The sequence below is a fragment of the Streptomyces sp. CNT360 genome (assembly GCF_000424785.1).
On sequence record NZ_KE384243.1, the window covers coordinates 52,743 to 74,067 of the forward strand.

Here is a 21,325-nt window from a genome sequence, read left to right on the forward strand (position 1 = left end):
GAGTGGGGCGGGTTGCCCCTGCCGTTCGGCACGTGCGGCAGGATGTGGCCATGACGAGCGCCCCCACCGATCGGAACCCCGCTCCGAAACCACCCCCACCTCCCGCCCCCGCCCGCCTCGCGAAGGGACCCGGCGTACGCCCCACGGACCACGACGAGGTGGCGGCGGCCGCCAGCGAAGTGGCCGGGGGCCGCGCGGGGCGGCGCGCCGTCCACGGCACGGGGTGGTGGACACCGCTGCGCACCGTGCTCGTCGTCACGCTGGGCATGTTCGTCCTCGGCATGCTGCAGAAGGTGCCCTGCGCGGACGGGGGCTGGTTCTCCGGGCAGACCGCGCAGTACGTGCACGCCTGCTACTCCGACATTCCGCACCTCTACAACGGCCGCGGCTTCGCCGACGGACTCGTCCCCTACCTCGACCGCATCCCCGACCGCGTGTCCGGTGGCATGGAGTACCTCGAATACCCGGTACTGACCGGCGCGTTCATGCAGTTCGCGAGCGTTCTCACGGTCGGCGGGGACTCGCTCGTGGGACAGGAGCAGCTCTACTGGCTGATCAACGCCGGGCTGCTCGCGGTCTGCGCGGGGGTCCTGGCCGTGTGCGTGGTCCGCACCCACCGCAACCGCCCCTGGGACGGCATGCTCGTCGCCCTGGCGCCCGGACTCGCACTGACCGCCACGATCAACTGGGACCTGCTGGCCGTCGCCCTGACGGCCGCGGGCATGCTGCTGTGGGCCCGCTCGCGCCCGCTGGCCGCCGGCGTACTGATCGGCCTGGCGACGGCCGCGAAGCTGTATCCCGCACTTCTGCTGGGGCCGCTGCTGGTGCTGTGCTGGCGGGCGGGCCGCTGGGGCGCCTTCGGGCGGGTCACCGCGGGCGCCGCCGCCTCGTGGCTGGTGGTGAACGTGCCGGTGCTGGTCATGTCCCCGGCGGGCTGGGCGAAGTTCTACACCTTCAGCCAGGAGCGCCCGGTGGACTTCGGGTCACTGTGGCTGATCATCCAGCAGCGAACCGGACAGACATTCGAGGACGCCAACGTCTACGCCGTCGTCCTGATGGTGCTGGGCTGTGCGGGCGTCGCCGCACTGGCACTGTGCGCCCCCAGGAGGCCCCGGTTCGCCCAGCTCGCCTTCCTGGTGATCGCACTGTTCGTCCTCACCAACAAGGTCTACTCCCCGCAGTACGTGCTGTGGCTGATCCCCCTGGCGGCCCTCGCCCGCCCCAAGTGGCGGGACTTCCTCCTGTGGCAGGGCTGCGAGGTGGTCTACTTCCTGGGGATCTGGCTGTACCTCGCCTACACCGGGAGCGGCGACAAACGCCAGGGCCTACCCGAGGACGGCTACCAACTCGTCATCCTGGCCCACCTGTTGGGGACGCTCTACCTCTGCGTGATGATCGTCCGCGACGCCCTGCGGCCCGAGCACGATCCGGTACGCCGGGACGACGGCTCCGACGACCCGGGCGGCGGTGTCCTGGACCGCGCCCCCGACGCCTTCACCCTCGGCTCACTCGTCTCCGCAGCCGCCGGTCGCAGCACGAGTGGTGCCCACCAGCTGTCCCGGAGCACCGTGCGATGGGGCGCGGCAACACGTCAGTGAACCGGCGCGGTGCGCGCAGACGGGTCCATGAAGACCGTTGCGCGGGGTGCGTGGTGCGGGGTGCGGGGTGCGTGGTCGGGGGTGCGGGGGTGTCGCGCGCCGTTCCGCGGACCCGCAGCCATGTTTCACGTGAAACCGCCGGTGTTTCACGTGGAACCGACGCTCCCAGGGGCCACTGTGTGAGGCTGTGACCATGCCCGTCGCCCGCGATCTGCGTACCCTGCTCCGCTTCCCCGACTTCCGAAGGCTGTTGGCGGTACGGCTGCTCTCCCAGCTCGCCGACGGCGTCTACCAGATCGCACTGGCGGCCTACGTCGTCTTCTCCCCCGAGAAGGAGGCCTCGCCCACGGCGATCGCCTCCGCCATGGCAGTGCTGCTGCTGCCCTACTCCCTGCTCGGCCCTTTCGCGGGCGTCCTGCTGGACCGCTGGCGGCGGCGCCAGGTCCTCTTCTTCGGCAACCTCCTGCGTACTGCCCTCGCCACCGTGACCGCGGCGTTCGTCCTGGGCGGGGTACCGGACTGGCTGGTCTTCCTCTCCGCGCTGACGGTCACCGCCGTCAACCGCTTCGTACTGGCGGGACTCTCCGCCGCGCTCCCCCGGGTCGTGGACGACCGGCGGCTCGTCCTCGCCAACTCCCTCTCCCCGACCGCCGGCACGCTTGCCGCAACCCTGGGCGGCGGCGTCGCCTTCGTCGTCCGCTCCCTCGCCCCGGCGACCGGCCGGCAGGCCGACAGCCTCGTGCTGCTGACCGGGGCGGCGCTGTACCTGCTGGGGGCGCTCGCCTCGCTGCGGATGGGCAAGTCCCTCCTCGGCCCGGACCCCACCGTGGTACAGCCCCGGGTGGTGGCCGCCGTCGCCAGTACGGCCCGCGGTCTGCTGGCCGGCCTCCGCCACCTCGCCGCCCGCCGGACCGCGGCCTACGCCCTGACCGCCGCCACCTTGATGCGCTTCTGCTACGGCGCCCTGACCGTGACGGTCCTGATGCTGTGCCGGTACGCGTGGAACGAGAGCGGCTCCGCCGAGGGGGGCCTCGGAATGCTGGGCGTCGCCCTCGGCCTCTCGGGGCTCGGCTTCTTCGCCGCCGCCGTGATCACCCCCGCGGCGGTGGGACGGTGGGGGGTCTTCGGCTGGATGGCGCTGTGCGCGGGCGCCGCCGCGGTACTCGAACCCGCGTTGGGGCTTCCCTTCGCCCCGGGGCCGGTACTGGCCGCCGCCTTCGTGCTGGGGCTCGTCACCCAGGCCGCGAAGATCGCCACCGACACCGCGGTGCAGACCTCGGTGGACGACGCCTTCCGCGGCCGGGTCTTCTCCCTCTACGACATGCTCTACAACGTCGCCTACGTGGGCGCCGCCGGTGTGGCAGCTCTGCTGCTGCCGCCCGACGGACGCTCCGCCACGGTCGTCTGCGGGGTGGCCGTGCTGTACGCGGCCCTCGCACTCGCCGTGCTCCAGGTTTCACGTGAAACACGACCCGGGACGGGGACCTCCGCGGAGCGCACGCAATCCGCGGAGTCCGCCGACACCGCGGAGTCCGCCGAGTCGCCCGGGGCCGTCTGATCCGCAGGGACCCAGGACTCAGCTACCGGACCCCTGCTGCTGGTCCCACCACTTCCTGAGCTCGGCCACCGCTGAGTCGTGACCCAGCGGCCCGTGTTCCAGCCGCAGCTCCAGCAGGTGCTTGTACGCCTGCCCCACCACGGGACCCGGGACCACCCCGAGCTCGCGCATGATCTCGTTGCCGTCCAGATCGGGCCGGATGGCGTCCAGCTCCTCCTGCTCCTGGAGCCGGGCGATGCGCTCCTCCAGCCCGTCGTACGCCCGCGAGAGGGCCTGGGCCTTCCGCTTGTTGCGGGTCGTGCAGTCCGACCGCGTCAGCTTGTGCAGCCGGTCCAGGAGCGGCCCGGCGTCCCGCACGTAGCGGCGCACCGCCGAATCCGTCCACTCGCCGGTGCCGTAGCCGTGGAAGCGCAGGTGCAGCTCCACCAGCCGCGAGACGTCCTTGATCATGTCGCTCGGGTACTTGAGCGCGGTCATCCGCTTCTTGGTCATCTTGGCGCCCACCACCTCGTGGTGGTGGAAGGAGACCCGGCCGTCCTTCTCGAAGCGGCGCGTGCGGGGCTTGCCGATGTCGTGCAGCAACGCGGCCAGCCGCAGCGTCAGGTCGGGACCGTCCTCCTCCAGGTCGATCGCCTGGTCCAGCACCGTCAGCGAGTGCTCGTAGACGTCCTTGTGCCGGTGGTGCTCGTCCCGCTCCAGCCGCAGCGCGGGCAGCTCCGGCAGCACCCGCGCGGCCAGCCCCGTCTCGACCAGCAGCCGCAGCCCCTCGCGGGGCCACCGGCCGAGCAGCAGCTTGTTCAGCTCGTCCCGCACCCGCTCCGCGGAGACGATCTCGATGCGCTCGGCCATCTCCGTCATGGCGGCGACGACATCGGGCGCCACCTCGAAGCCGAGTTGGGCGGCGAACCGGGCTGCCCGCATCATGCGCAGCGGATCGTCCGAGAAGGAGGCCTGCGGCGTTCCCGGGGTCCGCAACCGGCGCTCGGCGAGGTCCTCCAAGCCGCCGTGGGGGTCCACGAACTGCTTCTCGGGGAGCTCGACGGCCATCGCGTTGACCGTGAAGTCGCGGCGGACGAGGTCCTCCTCGATGGAGTCGCCGTAGGAGACCTCGGGCTTGCGGGACGTGCGGTCGTAGATCTCCGACCGATACGTCGTCACTTCGAGTAGGAAGTCCGACTTCTTGATCCCTACGGTGCCGAAAGCGATCCCCACCTCCCATACGGCATCCGCCCACGGCCGCACCAGCGCGAGCACGTCCTCGGGCCGGGCGTCCGTGGTGAAGTCCAGGTCGTTGCCGAGCCGCCCCAGCAGCGCATCGCGCACCGAACCGCCGACGAGGGCGAGGCGGAAGCCGGCGTCCCGGAAGCGGCGCGCGAGCTCGTCCGCCACCGGGGAGACGCGCAGCAGCTCGCTGACCGCGCGGCGCTGCACCTCGCTCAGCGACTCGCCCGCTCCCTGCGGCTCGCTCACTCCGCGCTCGCCTGCCGGACTCGGCTCCGCCGACGGGCGGCCGGGCGACGTCGCGGGGCGGCCCGCCGGGGCGGTCTCCGCGGGCTGCACGGGCTGCACGGGCTTCGAGGACCCCGAGGACCCCGAGGACTGCGCGGGGGACGCGGACGGAGCGGAGGAAGCGGCGGGAGGCTGGTCGGGGCTGTCACTCATGGCGTTCGGCACAGCAGCACAGGGTACGTTGCCGGGCGCCCGGCTCGCCGAGCGGCGGCGACCCGGCTGCGGAGGCAGCTTGATGATCTTGTTGTGGACGGCGCGGCACTTCCGCCCGTGAGGCATCGTTACCATCAGGGATCCAGAACGCACGACCCACTACTGCACCACCCACTGCTGCACCTGTTCCTGCACCACCCAGCACCACCCAGCACCAAGCGACCGACGACGACAGACGACGGGATGGACGAGCGCGTGGCCGAGGCGGCTGAGAGTCAGGCTCCCCCTGCCCGTAGGGGGAAGAACCGCCGGCGGCGCCGGGCCGCGACGCTGCTGGCCACGCTTCCCGTGCTGGCGGCCCCCCTCCTGCCGGTGACCGCCGCCCCCGCGGCAGCCGCACCGTCGGCCCCCTCCGCCGCGGCGGCCTCCCCCGCGGCGGCCGCGGCACCGCAGTCCAGCGGATCCCGCAGCGCCCGGATCTCCCTGGACGAGGTCACCCCCTCGGTTCCGGAGAAGGGCGACACCCTCACCGTCAGCGGCACCGTCACCAACACCAGCAGCGCGACGCTGACCGGACTGAAGGTCACCCCCCGCATCGGTCCCACACTGACCTCCCGCAGCGCCATCGAGCAGGCCGACCGCCGCCAGGGCTACCTCTCCGGTGCGGACGGCACCGAGGTCCCCGGCGGGCACGACGCGCGCCTGGCGGGGCTGGCCTCCGGCATCACCCGTGCCTTCACGCTCAGGATCCCCGTCAGCGATCTGCACCTGGGGGCCGACGGCGTCCACCAGCTCGGCATCTCCCTCACCGGGCAGACCCACGCCCGCCCCTACACGCAGGTCCTCGGCATCGGCCGCACCTTTCTGCCCTGGCAGGAGAAGGGCGGCAGGCCCCAGACCCGGGTCAGCTACCTGTGGCCGCTGATCTCCACGCCGCACGTGACCGCGCGGACCCAGTCCGACGAGCAGCAGACCCCCGTCTTCCGGGACGATGCACTGGCCAAGGAGCTGGCCCCCGGCGGACGCCTCCAGCAGATGGTGGAACTGGGCAAGGACCTCGACGTCACCTGGGTGATCGACCCCGACCTGCTGGCGAGCGTCGACATGATGGCGGGCCGCTACCGCGTCCACAAGTCCGGCGGCGACCCGGACGACACCGTCCCCGGCAAGGGCCAGGAGTACGCCAAGAGCTGGCTGAACGACTTGCAGAAGGCGGTCCACGACAAGGAGGTCGTCGCCCTCCCGTTCGCCGACCCGGATCTGGCCTCGCTCGCCCATCGCGGCAAGAACGTGCCCGGCGCGCTCAGCTCCCTGGGACAGGCCACCTCGCTCAGCAGGAGCACCGTGGGGACCGTGCTCCACGTGAAACCGAACACGGACTTCGCCTGGCCGTACGAGGGGGCTGTGGACTCCTCCGTCGTGGACGTGGCCACCTCGGCGGGCGCCCACAACGTGATCACCCGCAGCGACAGCGTCAGGGACGCGGGGCTCTCGTACAACCCGACGGCTGCGCGCCCGATCGGCAGCGGCAACACCGCCCTGGTCGCCGACGAGCGGATGTCCACCGCGTTCCAGTCGGACCTGTCCCGCGCCGGAGCCTCCTCGCGTGCCGTGCAGCAGTTCCTGGCACAGTCCCTCGCGCTGGCGGACCAGGCACCGTCGCGCACCCGCAGCGTCGTCGTCGCCCCGCAGCGGATGCCGAGCGTCTCCCAGGCGCAGGCGATGGCACGGGGCGTCACGGCCCTTGAGGACAGCGGCTGGGCGCAGATGGCCGGCCTGGAGGACGCGGCGAAGGCTCAGCCGGATCCGCGCGCCCAGCGCCGGATGCCCGCCCCGTCGTCGTACCCCTCGTCGCTGCGGAAGAGCGAGCTGCCCGCCTCCTCCTTCGAGCAGGTGCGCAAGACCAAGGACGGGCTGGAGGACTTCAAGGCGGTCCTCAGCGACCCCGAGCGCGTGATGCCCCCGTTCAGCACCGCCATAGACCGTGAGGTCTCCAACGCCTGGCGCGGCAGGGAGGACACCGCCCGCAGCTACCGCGACGCGGTGGAGCGGTACCTGCTGGAGCTGCGGGGCGCGGTCAAGCTCATCAAGAAGTCGGACATCACCCTCTCCGGCCGCGAGGCCACCATCCCCGTCACCGTGCAGAACAACCTGGCGCAGGGCGTGGACGGGCTCGTTCTGGAGCTGCGGTCCAGCCGCGTCGGTCTCGACGTGGGGGATGCCAAGCGCGTCAAGGTCGACGGCGAGCACACCCAGTCCCTCAAGTTCGACACCACCGCCAAGAACAACGGCCGTGCCTACGTCTACGCCCAGCTCTACACGGAGGACGGCGAGCGCTACGGCAAGCCGATGAAGTTCCAGGTGAACGTGACCTCCATCACCTCCACGGTGCTGCTGGTGATCGCGGGCGGCGTGCTGCTGATCGTGCTGGCGGGCATCCGGATGTACACCCAGCGCAAGCGCTCCGGCCCCGCCCCCGACCCGGACGCCCCGGTGGAGGGCCCGGACCCGGGCAGTGACACGGGAAACGACACGGGAAACGACACGGGAAACGACACGGGAAACGACACAGGAAACGGGGGCGAGGACGGCCCCGGAAAAGGCGAGAACGGCGCCTCGCAGGGCGACGACGAGGCGTCCGAGGGCGGTGACGGGCCCGCCGAGGACGCGGACGGCGACGGCAACGACACCGTCCGCGAAAACGACAACCCCCCGGCCGCGGGTGAGAAAGTGGACCGTTGACGCATCCGGGCGAGCAGGGGCAGGGGTAGGTAGCGACGATGAACGCGCCGTATGGCGGCGACCGGGGCCGGACCCCCGGTGAGGGCTCTGGCCAGCCGGAGGACCCGTACGCACGGGAGCCGTACGCCGGGGATGCGTACGACTCCGACCCGTACGCCTCCGACCCGTACGGCCACAGCGGCTCCTCGGCGCAGGGCCCCCATGGGCAGCAGCCGTATCAGGCGGAGGCCTACCAGGGGGAGCAGTCCCCGTCCGGTGCCCCTCCTCGTTCTCCGCAGCACGACTTCCAGCAGCCGCAGCAGCCTCCGCGAACCCCGCATGCACCGCAGGCCCCCCAGCAGGGGGACGCCTTCGCCCACCTGTACCGCGACCAGGGCCACCCGCACTCGCCCCAGCGGGGACGCGCCCAGGGGCGGCACCCCCAGCAAGGACAGCAGCCGCCCCAGCAGCCGCAGCAGTCCCAGCAACAGCACCCCCCGCAAGGGCGGCAGCCCCACCAGTACCAGCAGTCCGCGTACCACCCGCAGCCCACCCAGCCGCCGCAGCCGTTCCCACCCGAGCCCGGAGCGCCCGGTGCCGCCGAGGAGCCGTCGGCGCAGACGGTCAACCTCGGTACCGTCGCACCCGCGCCCGGGAAGGAGCCACAGGCCCCGCCGCCCGGCGAGAGCACAGGCGGCGGCGGGGGCCTGCTCAAGTCCAGCGCCATCATGGCGGCGGGCACGATGGTCTCCCGGCTGACGGGCTTCATCAAGTCCGCACTGATCGTCGCGGCGCTCGGCGGCGTCGGCCTCCTGGGCGACTCCTACCAGCTCGCGATCACCCTGCCGACGATGATCTATATCCTCACCGTCGGCGGCGGCCTCAACTCGGTCTTCGTCCCACAGCTGGTACGGGCCATGAAAGAGGACGGCGACGGAGGCGAGGCCTTCGGCAACCGGCTGTTGTCCCTCGTCACAGTCATCCTCGGCGGGCTGGCCGTCCTCGCCGTCTTCGCCGCCCCCCTCCTGGTGCGGGTCATGTCGTACCCCATCGCCAGAGACCCGCAGGCCAACGACGTGGCCGTCGCGTTCGTCCGCTACTGCGTCCCGTCCATCTTCTTCATGGGGATCCACGTGGTGATGGGGCAGATCCTCAATGCGCGCGAGCGCTTCGGCGCCATGATGTGGACCCCCGTCCTCAACAACGTCGTCATCATCGCCGGAATCGGCATGTTCATCGGTGTCTACGGCGTCTCCGGGGAGAGTCACCTCAACGTCTCCACCATCCCGCCCGAGGGCGTCCGGCTGCTGGGCATGAGCACCCTGCTCGGGCTCGTCGTCCAGGCCCTGGCGATGGTCCCCTACCTGCGGGCCGTCGGCTTCCGTGTGCGGCCCCGGTTCGACTGGCGCGGACACGGGCTCGGCAAGTCGGCCAGGCTGGCCAAGTGGACGACCCTGTTCGTGCTGGCCAACCAGGCGGGCGTGCTGGTCGTCTCCAACCTGTCCACCGCGGTCGGCGCCAAGGGCGGCGACTCCGGCTCCTACCTCGCCTACAGCAACGCGCAGCTCATCTGGTCGATGCCGCAGTCGATCATCACCGTCTCCGTGATGGCCGCGCTGCTGCCCAGGCTCTCCCGCTCCGCCGCCGACGGCGACACCGGTGCCGTGCGCGACGACATCTCACAGGGGCTGCGAAACTCCGCGGTCGCCATCGTGCCCATCGCCTTCGGCTTCCTCGCCCTGGGCATCCCGATGTGCACGATGATCTACGGCTCCTCCGGCGTCGACTCCGCTCGCTCCGTCGGCTACATGCTGATGGCCTTCGGCGTCGGCCTGATCCCCTACTCGGTGCAGTACGTCGTGCTGCGCGCCTTCTACGCCTACGAGGACACACGCACCCCCTTCTTCAACACCGTGATCGTGGCCGCCGTGAACGCTGCGGCGTGCGGGCTGTGCTACGTGTTCCTTCCGACCGACTGGGCGGTCGTCGGCATGGCCGCCTCCTACGGGCTGGCCTACGCAATCGGGGTCGGCATCGCCTGGCGCAGGCTCCGCAAGCGGCTCGGTGGCGACCTCGACGGACGGCACGTCGTACGCACCTACGCCCGCCTCGGCGGGGCCAGCATCCCGGCGACGATCACGGCCGGCGCAGCGGCCTGGGGCATCACCCACGTCCTGGGCAGCGGGACCCTCGGTTCCATCGCCGCACTCGTCGGCGGGGGGATCGTTCTGGCCGCCGTCTTCGTCCTAGCGGCGAAGCGCATGCGGATCGAGGAGATGACAGCGATGCTCGGGATGGTGCGCGCCAGACTCGGCCGATGAAATCCGGGCGAGGAAACCGGCGCATACAACCATCATTCGCCCCCGCGTGTCGTGCATAGCGGCGAGGTGTAGGCACAATTGTTTCCGGCCGTTTCCAGGGAAGCGGCGCTACGGATGGGGAGGCAGGAACGACGGTGGCGGAACGGAGCACAGCCGCTGTCGACGTGGCCGAGACCAGCGGTGAGAACGGCAAACCGCTGGCCGCCCGGCAGGACGGGGCCACGAGCGACGGTGCGACGGACGCGACGAACGGACACAGCCGCGGCGCCGGGCCTTCCGCTCCCACGGAGCACCCGGCCGCCCCCACCGGCACCGCCGCCGACTCGGCGCCCGCGCCGGACAGCACCGACACCGCGCCACCCGGAAGAACCACCGATCGGGAAAAGGATTCGGCGGCCGACGACGACAACGCCACGACACGGGAGGCCGTCACGGAGACGGCCGCCGGGAACGAGGACGCGGACCCCGCCCGCCGGGTTGCCTCCGGTTCCGACGAGGCGCCGTCCGACGGCACTTCCGGCGATGCGGCGCGCGACGAGACCGGCTCCGACGCCGAGGACGGTCACGGTCTCGGCGCCTCCCCCGAACCTGCCTCTGAGGACGGCGCCGGGCGCCGCCCCGGCACCCCCTCCGAGGACGATGCCGAGGCCGACGGCCCCGGGCCCGGCTCCGACGCCGTGACCGGCGCAGCGCCGGACGAGGACACCGACGCCCGCACCGCTGCGCACGACCCCGCCACAGCCCGCACCGGTACCGACGCGGACACCGAGCCTCTTGCCGGGGCCGACACGGACGCCGCGGCCCGTACCGCTACCGACTCGTACGCCGGGGCCCCTGCCGCAGCCGACGCAGACACCGAGGCCCCTGCCGCAACCGACGAAGGCACCCAGGCTCTTGCCGGTACCGACGCAGACACCCAGGCTCTTGCCGGGGCCGACGCAGACACCGGGGCCCGTACCGCAGCCGACGCAGACACCGAGGCTCTTGCCGGGGCCGACGTGGACACCGAGGCCGCAGTCGGTACGGACACCGAGGTTTCCGTCGGAGGCGACGAAGGCGCCGAGGCAGGTGCGGGCGCCGAGGGGGTCGCGCTGGATTCCGGTGAGGGGCAGTCCGGCGGGGGCGCGACCGCGCAGGCATCCGTTCAGGAGCCGGAGCCGGCCAAGGCGCCGGTCGAGATGCGGGTCCCCGAGCTGCACAGCGGCCACAAGCTCGCCCGCCGCTACCGCCTGGAGGAGTGCGTCACCCGCCTCGACGGGTTCAGCAGCTGGCGCGCCGTCGACGAGAAGCTGCGCCGCGCCGTGGGCGTCCACGCGCTGCCCGTCGGACATGCGCGCGCCCGTCAGGTGCTCTCCGCCGCCCGCTCGGCGGCCCTCCTGGGCGATCCGCGGTTCGTCCAGGTCCTCGATGCGGTCGAGGAGGGCGATCTGGTCTACGTCGTCCACGAGTGGCTGCCCGACGCCGTACCGCTCAGCGAGCTGCTCGCCGGCGGCCCCCTGGAGGCGCACGAGGCCTACCAGCTCGTCAGCCAGCTCGCCCAGGCGCTGACCGCCGCACACCGCGAGGGCCTCGCCCACCTGCGCCTGAACCCGACCTGTGTGCTGCGCACCGGCATGGGCCAGTACCGCATCAGGGGGCTCGCCGTGAACGCCGCGCTGCGCGGGGTCACCAGCGAGCACCCGCAGCGCGACGACACCGAAGCCATCGGCGCCCTGCTGTATGCGGCGCTCACCCAGCGGTGGCCGTACGAGGAGGACGCCCACGGGCTGCCCGGCGTCGGCTCGCTCGACATGGGCACCCTCGCCGCGCCCGAGCAGGTGCGTGCGGGCGTCCACCGGGGACTCTCGACCCTCGCCATGCGGGCCCTCGTCAACGACGGGGCCACCGCCTCCCGCCAGGAGCAGCCCTGCGCCACACCGGAGGAGCTGGCCAAGGCGGTCGCGGCCCTGCCCCGCATCCGTCCGCCGGAGCAGGCCTTCACACCGCCCCCGCCCTATCAGCGCACGACGTATCAGCAGGGCGCCTACGCCACCCCCGGCGCCGTGGGTCCGGCCGCGGGGATGCCGCCGAACGGTCCCCGCGTCGAGCAGCCGGCGCCGCCGGCCCTGCCCGGCCGTACCGGGAAGGCCCTCAAGTGGGGCGTCTCCGCGCTGCTGATCGCCGCGCTCGGACTGGGAAGCTGGCAGGTGGCCGACGCGCTGCTGGAGGGCGAACCCCCGGCCGGCAAGTCCACGAAGCAGGTGCACGCGAACGACGCGTCGGGGCAGACCGGCAAGCCCGTCAAGATCGAGGACGCCAAGGACTTCGACCCGCAGGGCGACGGCTCCGAGAACCCGGAGAAGGCCGGGGACGCCATCGACGGCAAGCCAGGAACCTACTGGCTCACCAGCCACTACATCGGCCGCCCCGACTTCGGCCACCTCAAGTCCGGCGCGGGCCTCGTCCTGGATCTGGGCAAGGTCCAGCAGGTGAGCCGGCTCAAGGTCGACTTCATCGGCAAGACGTCGGCGAGCTTCCTGGCGACGCCCCGCAACGTGACGAGCATGCCCTCCTCCCTGGGCAGCTTCAGCAAGGTCTCCAGCGGTTCGGGGGAGCACCTCACCCTCAAGGCGAAGAAGCCGATCAAGACCCGCTACGTACTGGTGTGGCTCACCAAGCTCCCACTCTCCGACGACGGCAACTACCGTGGTCGCGTCACGGAGGCCCAGGTCCTGAGCTGAGCGGGTCCGCCGTGCGTGAGACGGGCGCGGCCGAGGCCGCGGGTGCCGCTTCCCGCCGGGTCGCGGCAGGGCGAGGGGAGGGGTGATGGCGAGCGACGACGCGACGCGCCGTCCATCGCGCGCGGTCCGACCGGCGCGCGAGGGGACCGCCGTGCCCGACGGGACGGAAAGGGACCCCGACAGCGGCGCGGACGCCGACCCCCCGAGGCGGCGGGACGGCGAAGAACACCGGGACAGCGCCCCAGCGCAGCCGAACGGCACCGCAGCGCAGCCGAACGGCACCGCAGCGCAGCGGGACACCGACGAGCATCAGGACGGCCCCACGGCCGGGCACGAGAGCGACGCGGGACATCGGGACGCCGAGGCGAGGCAGCGGAACGCCGACGAGAAGGCGCGGGACAAGACGCTGCTCGATCAGCACGTGGCCGGCGACCCGGACGCGTTCGGTGAGCTCGTCCGGCGCCACCGCGACCGGCTGTGGGCCGTGGCTCTGCGGACACTGGGCGACCGGGAAGAGGCGGCCGACGCCGTGCAGGACGCGCTGGTCTCCGCCTACCGCGCCGCGCACACCTTCCGCGGCCGGTCCGCCGTCACCACGTGGCTGCACCGCATCACCGTCAACGCCTGCCTGGACCGGGCCCGCAAGGCGGCCTCCCGCCGGGCGGCCCTGACCGACGACACCGAGCGCCTGGAGCAACTGCTGGAGCCGGAGGAGTCCGCCGCCGACCCCGTCGAGCGCGAAGACGTGCACCAGCAACTGATGGCCGCCCTCTCCGAGCTGCCGACCGAGCAACGCGCCGCGCTCGTGCTGGTGGACATGCAGGGTTACCCCGTCGCGGAGGCGGCCGATGTACTCGACGTGGCAGTCGGCACGGTCAAGAGCCGCTGTGCCCGGGGACGGGCCCGCCTGCTGCCGCTCGTCTCCCATTTGCGCCCGAGCGGTGACGGCGGCCGTGACGACGACAGCAGCAGCACCGCGCACGGTACGGACGGCACGAACGGCACCAAGGGAGGGAACCCGACGAGCGGGGCATCCGTCCCACCACCGAGAGAGGCTCCGCGGAAGCCACCGCGGGCCACCACGCAGGGCCCCAGCGGCTCCGGGGCAGTGAAGGGAGGGGGACAGGCATGACACCGACCCCTTTCCCGTACGACGAGCACCCGGACGTCTCCGAGATCTCCGCGCTGGGTGAGGGCGTCCTGCCCGCCGAGCGGGAACCGGCGGTGCGCGAACACCTCGCGGAGTGCGAGCTGTGTGCCGAAGTACGGAACTCCCTGGAAGAGATCCGCGAAACCCTCGGTACCCTCCCCGGCCCGGTACGGATGCCCGAAGACGTGGCGAGCCGTATCGATGCCGCCCTCGCGGCGGAAGCACTGTTGGACTCGACGACGCGGGAGGGAGACGAGGCGGTTTCACGTGAAACCGCGCCGGGGGAGCCCTCCACGGACGCATCCGACGCCACGGGACGCACCACCACGACGGCTGTTTCACGTGAAACGGCCTCCGCCTCTTCCGCAGCCCCCTCCGATGCGGGCTCCGCGGCGGACGCCGACCCGGTGGACACGCCCGCCTCCCCCCGCCCGCGCTCCGGTGACCGCCCACCCGGTCACGCCCCCGGAGGCACCGGGCCCCGGGGGCCCGGCGGCGGAACCGGGCCCGGACGGGGATCCGCCGCGTCCCGACGCAGTCGGCGCCGCAGGCGAGCCGTTCTCGCCGCGGTGGCATCCGTCGCGGCACTCGCCCTCGGCGGGATCACGTTCCAGGCGCTCTCCGGGGACGACTCCAGGGAGGTCGCCTCGGACACCGCCAAGAGCGCGCAGCACCCGACGACCACCGCCCCGTCGCGGACACCGGAGACCCGCGTCCCGCACAGCGGCACCGAGGAGACCGGCGAGGACCGGCAACTGCGCAAGCATGTCCAGCACCTGCTCTCCGAGCAGCCGACGCACTCTCCCGGCCGCCGTGCCCCCAGCCCCTCCACGACCAGCGGGACCCCGTCTCCCGACACGAAACGCAGCCCCAGCACGGGAGAGAACACGCTCCGGGACGACATGACCGGCGGCCAGACGCTGCCCTCCTGCGTACGCGACGGCATCCGGCGCGCGGAGACCCCGCTGGCCGTCGACCCCGACGCCACCTTCGCCCACCGCTCCGGCTACCTGGTCGTCCTCCCCCACCAGGGCGGCGACACCGCCCAGGTGGACGCCTACCTGGTGGACCCCTCGTGCATCGATGCCGATCCCTCGGGGCCGGGAAAGGTGCTGTTCAAGGGGGTCTACCCGCGCGGGTGACCCGGGGACGCGGGCACGGGAATGTCTGCCCCGTAGGATCCGTTGGACGGGGTGCAAGCCTCGGCACAAGATCCCGGATAGCAGTCGGCAGACAAGGAAGACTCCCGTGAGCGACGTCCGTAACGTCATCATCATCGGCTCGGGCCCGGCCGGATACACGGCTGCGCTCTACACCGCACGCGCGTCGCTGAAGCCGTTGGTGTTCGAAGGCTCCGTCACCGCCGGCGGCGCCCTGATGAACACCACCGAGGTCGAGAACTTCCCCGGCTTCCAGGAAGGCATCGTGGGCCCCGAGCTCATGGACAACATGCGGGCCCAGGCCGAGCGCTTCGGTGCCGAGCTGGTCCCCGACGACGTCACGGCTGTCGAGCTGTCCGGCCCGGTCAAGACCGTCACGGACTCCACCGGCACCGTGCACCGCGCCCGTACGGTGATCGTCGCCACCGGTTCGCAGCACCGCACGCTGGGCCTGCCGAAGGAGGACGAGCTCTCCGGCCGCGGGGTCTCCTACTGCGCCACCTGCGACGGCTTCTTCTTCCGCGAGCAGGACATCGTCGTGGTCGGCGGCGGCGACACCGCGATGGAAGAGGCCACCTTCCTCTCCCGCTTCGCCTCCTCGGTCACCGTCGTGCACCGCCGCGACACGCTCCGCGCCTCCAAGGCGATGCAGGAGCGCGCCTTCGCCGACCCGAAGATCTCCTTCGCCTGGAACAGCGAGGTGGCGGAGATCCACAGCAAGGACGGCAAGCTGTCCGGCCTGACGCTGCGCGACACCGAGAACGGCGAGACCCGCGAGCTGGACGTGACGGGCCTGTTCGTCGCCATCGGTCACGACCCGCGGGTGGAGCTGTTCAAGGACGAGCTCACCCTGGACGAGGACGGCTACCTGAAGGTGGACGCCCCCTCGACCCGCACCAACGTGCCCGGCGTCTTCGCGGCGGGCGACGTGGTCGACCACACCTACCGGCAGGCCATCACCGCGGCGGGCACCGGCTGCTCCGCGGCGTTGGACGCCGAGCGCTTCCTCGCCGCGCTCACCGACGTGGACGCCGAGGAGACGCCCGAGCCGGAGAAGACCGCAGCCACGGTCTGACTGTCCCGGGCAGCCGCCCGCCTACGCCCATCAGCTCCCACCTGACCCGCAGTCAACAGAGAATGAGGAGAAGCACCATGGCCGGTGCCACCGTGACCGCGACCGACGCCGACTTCGACGACGTCGTCCTCAAGAGCGACAAGCCCGTGCTGGTCGACTTCTGGGCGGCTTGGTGCGGCCCGTGCCGTCAGATCGCCCCCTCCCTGGAGGCCATCGCAGACGAGCACGCCGACAAGCTGACCGTTGTGAAGCTCAACATCGACGAGAACCCCGGCGTCGCCGCGAAGTACGGCATCATGTCGATCCCGACCATGAACGTCTACCAGGGTGGCGAGGTCGTCAAGACCATCGTCGGCGCCAAGCCGAAGGCCGCCATCGAGAAGGATCTCGCCGACTTCATCGCCTGAGCTCCGCCTCACCGCCGGGTCCGCTCCGCCACGGAGCCACCAGGCGCCCGGAGCCAGCCAAAAGGGGCGCGGTTTCACGTGAAACCGCGCCCCTGCGCGTTTCCCCGCAGCAGTTCAGCCGCCCTCACAACGGACGCAGCGCAGGTTCCTTGCTGTGGACCTTGCCCAGCAGTTGGTCCAGCGCCCGCTCCATGTCCTGCCGCCACGACACGGTCGACCGCAGCTCCAGACGCAGCCGCGGAAAGCGCGGATGGGAGCGGACGGTCTTGAAGCCGACGGCCAGCAGATGGTCGGCGGGCAGCAGACAGGCCGCCTCCCGCCACTCCGTGTCCCCGAACGCCTCTATCGCCTTGAAGCCGCGCCGCAGCAGGTCCTTCGCCACCGTCTGCACGATCACCCGCCCGATGCCCTGCCCCCGGAACTCCGGCAGCAGAAACGCCGTCATCAACTGGACGGCGTCAGGCGAGACGGGGCTGGTGGGAAAGGCGAACGAGCGGGGCACGTACGCGGGCGGCGCGTACAGCACATAGCCGACCGGCACGTCGTCGACGTAGACGACCCTGCCGCAGGATCCCCACTCCAGCAGCACGGCGGAGATCCACGACTCCTTCTCCCGGTCCGGCCGCCCGGCCTTGGACGTCTCCTCGTCACTGACCGGGCCCAGCTCCCAGAAGGCGCAGGCACGGCAGCGCTCCGGCAGGTCCGCGAGGTTGTCCAGCGTAAGCGGAACGAGCTGTCGCCCCATGGCAGACATCGTAGCCACGGGGCGACAGCTCGTCGTGAGGTTTCTGCTGTTGTGACTGATGCGGTGACCGGACGCCGCCGGCACCGTCCCGCCCGGCCTCCGGTGATCCCTCGCGCTTCCGGTGGGTCACCCGGCCGGCGCGGACTATGTGGGCTCGTCGTCCTGCTCGGCGTCGCCGTCGGCGAGGTTCTGCTGGAGCACCCGGCCCTCCCCGGGAGCGAACTGCCCCAGGATCCGGTCGAGGTCCTCCATGGAGGCGAACTCCACGACGATCTTGCCCTTCTTCTGCCCCAGGTCGACCTTGACCCGGGTCTCGAAGCGGTCGGAGAGCCGCCCGGCCAGCTGGTTGAGCGCGGGGGAGACCCGGGCACCGGCCCGCGGCCCCTTGGGCTTGGTCCGGCCCGAGGGCGTGCCGTTCATGAGCGTGACGATCTCCTCGACCGCCCGCACCGACAGCCCCTCGGCCACGATGCGGTGGGCGAGCTTGTCCTGCTGCTCGCCGTCCTCCACGGAGAGCAGCGCCCGCGCGTGCCCGGCCGACAGCACTCCGGCAGCCACCCGCCGCTGCACCGCGGGAGACAGCCGCAGCAGCCGCAGTGTGTTGGACACCTGCGGCCGGGAGCGTCCGATCCGGTCGGCCAGCTCGTCGTGGGTGCAGTCGAAGTCCCTGAGCAACTGGTCGTAGGCGGCCGCCTCTTCCAGCGGGTTCAACTGCGCGCGGTGCAGGTTCTCCAGGAGCGCGTCGAGGAGGAGCTTCTCGTCGTCGGTGGCCCGGACGATGGCCGGGATGGTCTCCAGCCCCGCCTCTCGGCACGCCCGCCAGCGGCGCTCACCCATGATGAGCTCGAAGCTGCCCGCTGTCAGTTCGCGGACGACCACCGGCTGGAGGAGGCCGACTTCCCTGATCGAGGTGACCAGTTCGGAGAGAGCGTCCTCGTCGAACACCTCACGCGGCTGACGCGGGTTCGGAGTGATCGCGTCGAGAGGTACCTCGGCGAAGAAGGCACCCGCCGCCTCACCGGCCGCAGCGGCTTCCGTTTCCGCTTCCGCCGCGTCCTCGCCCGGGGGTGCTTCCGTTTCACGTGAAACGGGTTCACGTGAAACGGACTCGTCGCCCTCCCGCTGCGAGAGCGCGGCGACCTTGGCAGCCGCCACCCCACGGGACCCCTGATCCGGGGACAGGAGAGGCACAGAGGTCGGAGAGGTGGAGCCTCCCGTGACACTCGGCGTCTTCCCAGCCCCCGACTCCGAGGACTCGGTGGTCTCCGTGCTTGCCGGAGCCGCCGGGATCAGCGCACCGAGCCCCCGCCCCAGGCCCCTACGTCGCTCGCTCACTGCCCCTCCGCCATGCTGCCGTGCTGCTGCGTCTGCTGTGGTGTCTGTGATGACTGCTGATGTGCCTGGAACGGCACCGCCTGCTGGGGCGGAGCTGCCTGCCCCATCGGCGGGGCCTGCTGCGCGGGCGGCATCGGCTCGGCAGGCTGCGTCTGCTGACGCGGCGCCACCTGTGGGGCCGTCGGCGTCTGCTGGGTCTGCTGCGCCTGTTCCACGCTCGGGTCGCGCAGGGCGATCTCGCGCGCCGCCTCCAGGTAGGAGAGCGAACCGCTGGACCCCGGGTCGTAGGTGAGAACCGTCTGCCCGTAACTCGGCGCCTCCGAAATCCGCACCGAACGAGGGATGTTCGTGCGCAGGACCTCCTTGCCGAAGTGTCCGCGCACCTCCTCCGCCACCTGCGAGGCCAGCCGGGTGCGGCCGTCGTACATCGTCAGAATGATCGTCGAGATGTGCAGGCGGGGGTTGAGGTGCCCCCTCACCAGCTCGACATTCCGCAGGAGTTGGCCCAGGCCCTCCAGTGCGTAGTACTCGCACTGGATGGGGATCAGCACCTCCGCGCCGGCCACCAGGGCGTTCACCGTCAGCAGGCCGAGAGAGGGCGGGCAGTCGATGAGGATGTAGTCCAGCGGCTGCTCGTAGGCCTCGATGGCCCGCTGAAGGCGGCTCTCCCGCGCGACCAGCGACACGAGTTCGATCTCCGCACCGGCGAGATCGATGGTCGCCGGCGCGCAGAAGAGCCCCTCCACGTCCGGTACCGGCTGGACGACTTCCGAGAGCGGCTTGCTCTCCACCAGGACGTCGTAGATCGAGGGCACTTCGGCATGGTGGTCCACACCCAACGCCGTCGACGCATTGCCCTGCGGGTCGAGATCGACGACCAGGACACGTGCCCCGTGCAGCGCCAGCGAGGCGGCAAGATTGACGGTCGTCGTCGTCTTGCCGACCCCGCCCTTCTGGTTGGCCACCACCATGACCCGGGTCTGCGCCGGACGCGGCAGCCCCTCGCCGGCGCGGTTCATCGCTTCGACCGCCTGCTGGGCGGCTCGACCGATGGGTGTGTCATCCATGGGCGGTGGCGTCTCACGTGCCGCGTCACCGCGGGGAGCGACCCCACCCGCGCTGGCTTCCCCTGGCTCTGTCCGGGGACCGGGGACCGGGTCGGCCATCGGTCCCGCGATATTGGCGTCGGACCGCAACGGTTCACTCTCCTCACCATCAGGCTCGCTATGAACAGAGCCTCCCATGCTTTCGGTGTCGTGAACCAGCGAGCCCCACTCGGTTGTGGACGAATCCACCTCCGAGCGGGGCTGTGGGGCCGGGGCGGTCCGGCCGCGCGCACTGGCGGCAGCGCGGCCTCGGTTGATGATTCCGTGCAACAGAGAGCGGCGTTTCACGTGAAACACGATGCACGCGGCTGCGGCGTCGTTCGCCGCGACACTCCGCTCCACGGTGTCGTAAGCGTTTTTATGGAGTAACCGAGAACCTGAGTAACGGGAGAGCGGAGTAATCGAGGAGCCGAGCAACCAAGGAACGGAAGGCAGCTACGAAGGACCCGGAAGCGGAACCACGAAGCGGGCTCCGCCCCCGAGGCCGAGAACTCAGCGGTGGCGCCGGCCACCGCGCGCCGAGCGGCCGCCCGCACGCCGGGCCTTCTCCGCCTTGGCCCGCCGGGCGGCGAACCGGACACCGCCGGGGCTCTCCCCGACCCGCGCCCGCACCACCGTGGAGGGCGGGTCCACCACGCCGCGGCCGATCTGCTCCACCGTGGTCTCCACGACCCCCAGCTTGTGCAGCGCGTCCCGCGCCGTGCGGACCTCCTCCTCAGCGGTGTCGCCCTTGAGCGCCACCATCTCGCCGTACGGCCGCAGCAGCGGAACCCCCCAGCCGGCCAGCCGGTCCAGCGGCGCCACCGCACGGGCCGTCACCACGTGCACCGGCGTCAGCGTGCCCAGCATCTCCTCGGCCCGCCCCCGACGCACCGTCACATGGTCCAGTCCCAGCAGCTCGACGACCTCCTGGAGGAAGGTGGTCCGTCGCAGCAGCGGCTCCAGCAGCGTGATCTCCAGATCGGGGCGGACCAGCGCCAGCGGGATGCCCGGCAGGCCGGCGCCCGAACCGACGTCGCAGACCGAGACACCCTCGGGCACGGCCTCGGAGAGCACGACGCAGTTCAGCAGGTGCCGCTCCCACAGCCGGGGCACCTCGCGCGGGCCGAGCAGCCCCCGCCGTACCCCGGAGTCCGCCAGGAGCTCCGCGTACCGCTGCACAGCACCCAGGCTGTCACCGAACGCCTTGTGCGCCGCCTCCGGCGCGGGCGGCAGTTCCGCCGCGTGCTCCGGCGGCTCCCCCACGTCGCGGCTCACGGGAGGACGACCACGCAGCGCTGCGGCTCCTCGCCCTCGGACTCGCTGCGCAGCCCGGCGGCCTTCACCGCGTCGTGCACGACCTTGCGCTCGAACGGTGTCATCGGGCGCAGCTTCACCGGCTCACCGGCGTCCTTGGCCTCCTTGGCCGCCTGCTCGCCGAGCTCCGCCAGCTCCTCCCGCTTGCGGGCCCGGAACCCGGCCACGTCCAGCATCAGCCGACTGCGGTCACCGGTCTCACGGTGCACCGCGAGACGCGTCAGCTCCTGCAGCGCCTCCATCACCTCACCGTCCCTGCCGACGAGCTTCTGCAGATCGCGTGAGGTGCCCTCGCTGACGATCGAGACCACGGCGCGGTCGGCCTCGACGTCCATGTCGATGTCGCCGTCCAGGTCGGCGATGTCGAGCAGCCCTTCGAGGTAGTCGGCCGCGATCTCACCCTCCTGTTCCAGGCGGGTCAGGCTGTCGGTGTCGGCTTCGGTGCCCTCGGGGGCAGTCGTGTCCGTCACG

15 protein-coding genes are annotated in these 21,325 nt (G+C 71.7%); 9 read left to right on the forward strand and 6 right to left on the reverse strand.

Going from position 1 to position 21,325, the window contains the following annotated elements:
• Positions 1-50 precede the first annotated feature (50 nt).
• Together H297_RS0126045 and H297_RS38520 are read left to right on the forward strand one after the other, a co-directional pair.
• Positions 51-1,598 carry a glycosyltransferase 87 family protein gene (locus H297_RS0126045; RefSeq protein ID WP_027739440.1) on the forward strand — a complete coding sequence of 516 codons (1,548 nt, stop codon included), beginning with the start codon at positions 51-53 and terminating at the stop codon, positions 1,596-1,598.
• 193 nt (positions 1,599-1,791) lie between these two features.
• Positions 1,792-3,156: an MFS transporter gene (locus tag H297_RS38520; protein WP_051352226.1), complete on the forward strand. Its 1,365-nt coding sequence runs from the start codon at positions 1,792-1,794 to the stop codon at positions 3,154-3,156.
• Between the two features lie 18 nt (positions 3,157-3,174).
• Here the strand turns inward: H297_RS38520 and H297_RS0126055 are convergent, their stop codons facing one another.
• Entirely contained in the window at positions 3,175-4,626 is a 1,452-nt protein-coding gene (locus H297_RS0126055; protein WP_037795497.1) for a CCA tRNA nucleotidyltransferase, read from the reverse strand.
• Between the two features lie 435 nt (positions 4,627-5,061).
• On the opposite strand from H297_RS0126055, the gene H297_RS0126060 reads away from it, so the two are divergent.
• The 7 genes from H297_RS0126060 to trxA all read left to right on the forward strand — a co-directional run bounded on the left by H297_RS0126060 (position 5,062) and on the right by trxA (position 16,372).
• Entirely contained in the window at positions 5,062-7,560 is a 2,499-nt protein-coding gene (locus H297_RS0126060) for a DUF6049 family protein (RefSeq protein ID WP_027739442.1), read from the forward strand.
• Positions 7,561-7,598: 38 nt separating this feature from the next.
• Positions 7,599-9,860, forward strand: a complete 2,262-nt coding sequence (gene murJ, locus H297_RS0126065) for a murein biosynthesis integral membrane protein MurJ (RefSeq protein WP_027739443.1) — start codon at positions 7,599-7,601, stop codon at positions 9,858-9,860.
• A 134-nt stretch (positions 9,861-9,994) separates the two neighbouring features.
• On the forward strand, positions 9,995-12,580 hold the full coding sequence (locus H297_RS44605) for a protein kinase family protein (RefSeq protein ID WP_027739444.1): 2,586 nt from the start codon (positions 9,995-9,997) through the stop codon (positions 12,578-12,580).
• A 406-nt stretch (positions 12,581-12,986) separates the two neighbouring features.
• Complete coding sequence (gene sigM, locus H297_RS38525; RefSeq protein WP_051352227.1) at positions 12,987-13,712, forward strand: RNA polymerase sigma factor SigM; 726 nt, start codon at positions 12,987-12,989, stop codon at positions 13,710-13,712.
• Positions 13,709-14,872 carry a hypothetical protein gene (locus H297_RS0126080; protein WP_027739445.1) on the forward strand — a complete coding sequence of 388 codons (1,164 nt, stop codon included), beginning with the start codon at positions 13,709-13,711 and terminating at the stop codon, positions 14,870-14,872. Before sigM ends, H297_RS0126080 begins: the two co-directional genes overlap by 4 nt.
• Positions 14,873-14,978: 106 nt before the next feature.
• Entirely contained in the window at positions 14,979-15,965 is a 987-nt protein-coding gene (gene trxB / locus H297_RS0126085) for a thioredoxin-disulfide reductase (protein WP_027739446.1), read from the forward strand.
• A 77-nt stretch (positions 15,966-16,042) separates the two neighbouring features.
• On the forward strand, positions 16,043-16,372 hold the full coding sequence (gene trxA, locus H297_RS0126090) for a thioredoxin (RefSeq protein ID WP_027739447.1): 330 nt from the start codon (positions 16,043-16,045) through the stop codon (positions 16,370-16,372).
• Between the two features lie 124 nt (positions 16,373-16,496).
• Here the strand turns inward: trxA and H297_RS0126095 are convergent, their stop codons facing one another.
• The 5 genes from H297_RS0126095 to H297_RS0126115 all read right to left on the reverse strand — a co-directional run bounded on the left by H297_RS0126095 (position 16,497) and on the right by H297_RS0126115 (position 21,324).
• Positions 16,497-17,117 carry a GNAT family N-acetyltransferase gene (locus H297_RS0126095; protein ID WP_027739448.1) on the reverse strand — a complete coding sequence of 207 codons (621 nt, stop codon included), beginning with the start codon at positions 17,115-17,117 and terminating at the stop codon, positions 16,497-16,499.
• A 144-nt stretch (positions 17,118-17,261) separates the two neighbouring features.
• Positions 17,262-18,452: a ParB/RepB/Spo0J family partition protein gene (locus H297_RS0126100; RefSeq protein ID WP_037795498.1), complete on the reverse strand. Its 1,191-nt coding sequence runs from the start codon at positions 18,450-18,452 to the stop codon at positions 17,262-17,264.
• On the reverse strand, positions 18,449-19,696 hold the full coding sequence (locus tag H297_RS38530) for a ParA family protein (protein WP_486589675.1): 1,248 nt from the start codon (positions 19,694-19,696) through the stop codon (positions 18,449-18,451). The genes H297_RS0126100 and H297_RS38530 overlap by 4 nt, the downstream gene beginning before the upstream one ends.
• Before the next feature lie 354 nt (positions 19,697-20,050).
• Positions 20,051-20,815: a 16S rRNA (guanine(527)-N(7))-methyltransferase RsmG gene (rsmG, locus tag H297_RS0126110; RefSeq protein WP_027739450.1), complete on the reverse strand. Its 765-nt coding sequence runs from the start codon at positions 20,813-20,815 to the stop codon at positions 20,051-20,053.
• The gene (locus tag H297_RS0126115) at positions 20,812-21,324 is read right to left on the reverse strand and encodes a R3H domain-containing nucleic acid-binding protein (protein ID WP_027739451.1); all 513 of its coding nucleotides are present in this window, start codon (positions 21,322-21,324) and stop codon (positions 20,812-20,814) included. The genes rsmG and H297_RS0126115 overlap by 4 nt, the downstream gene beginning before the upstream one ends.
• Position 21,325 lies beyond the last annotated feature (1 nt).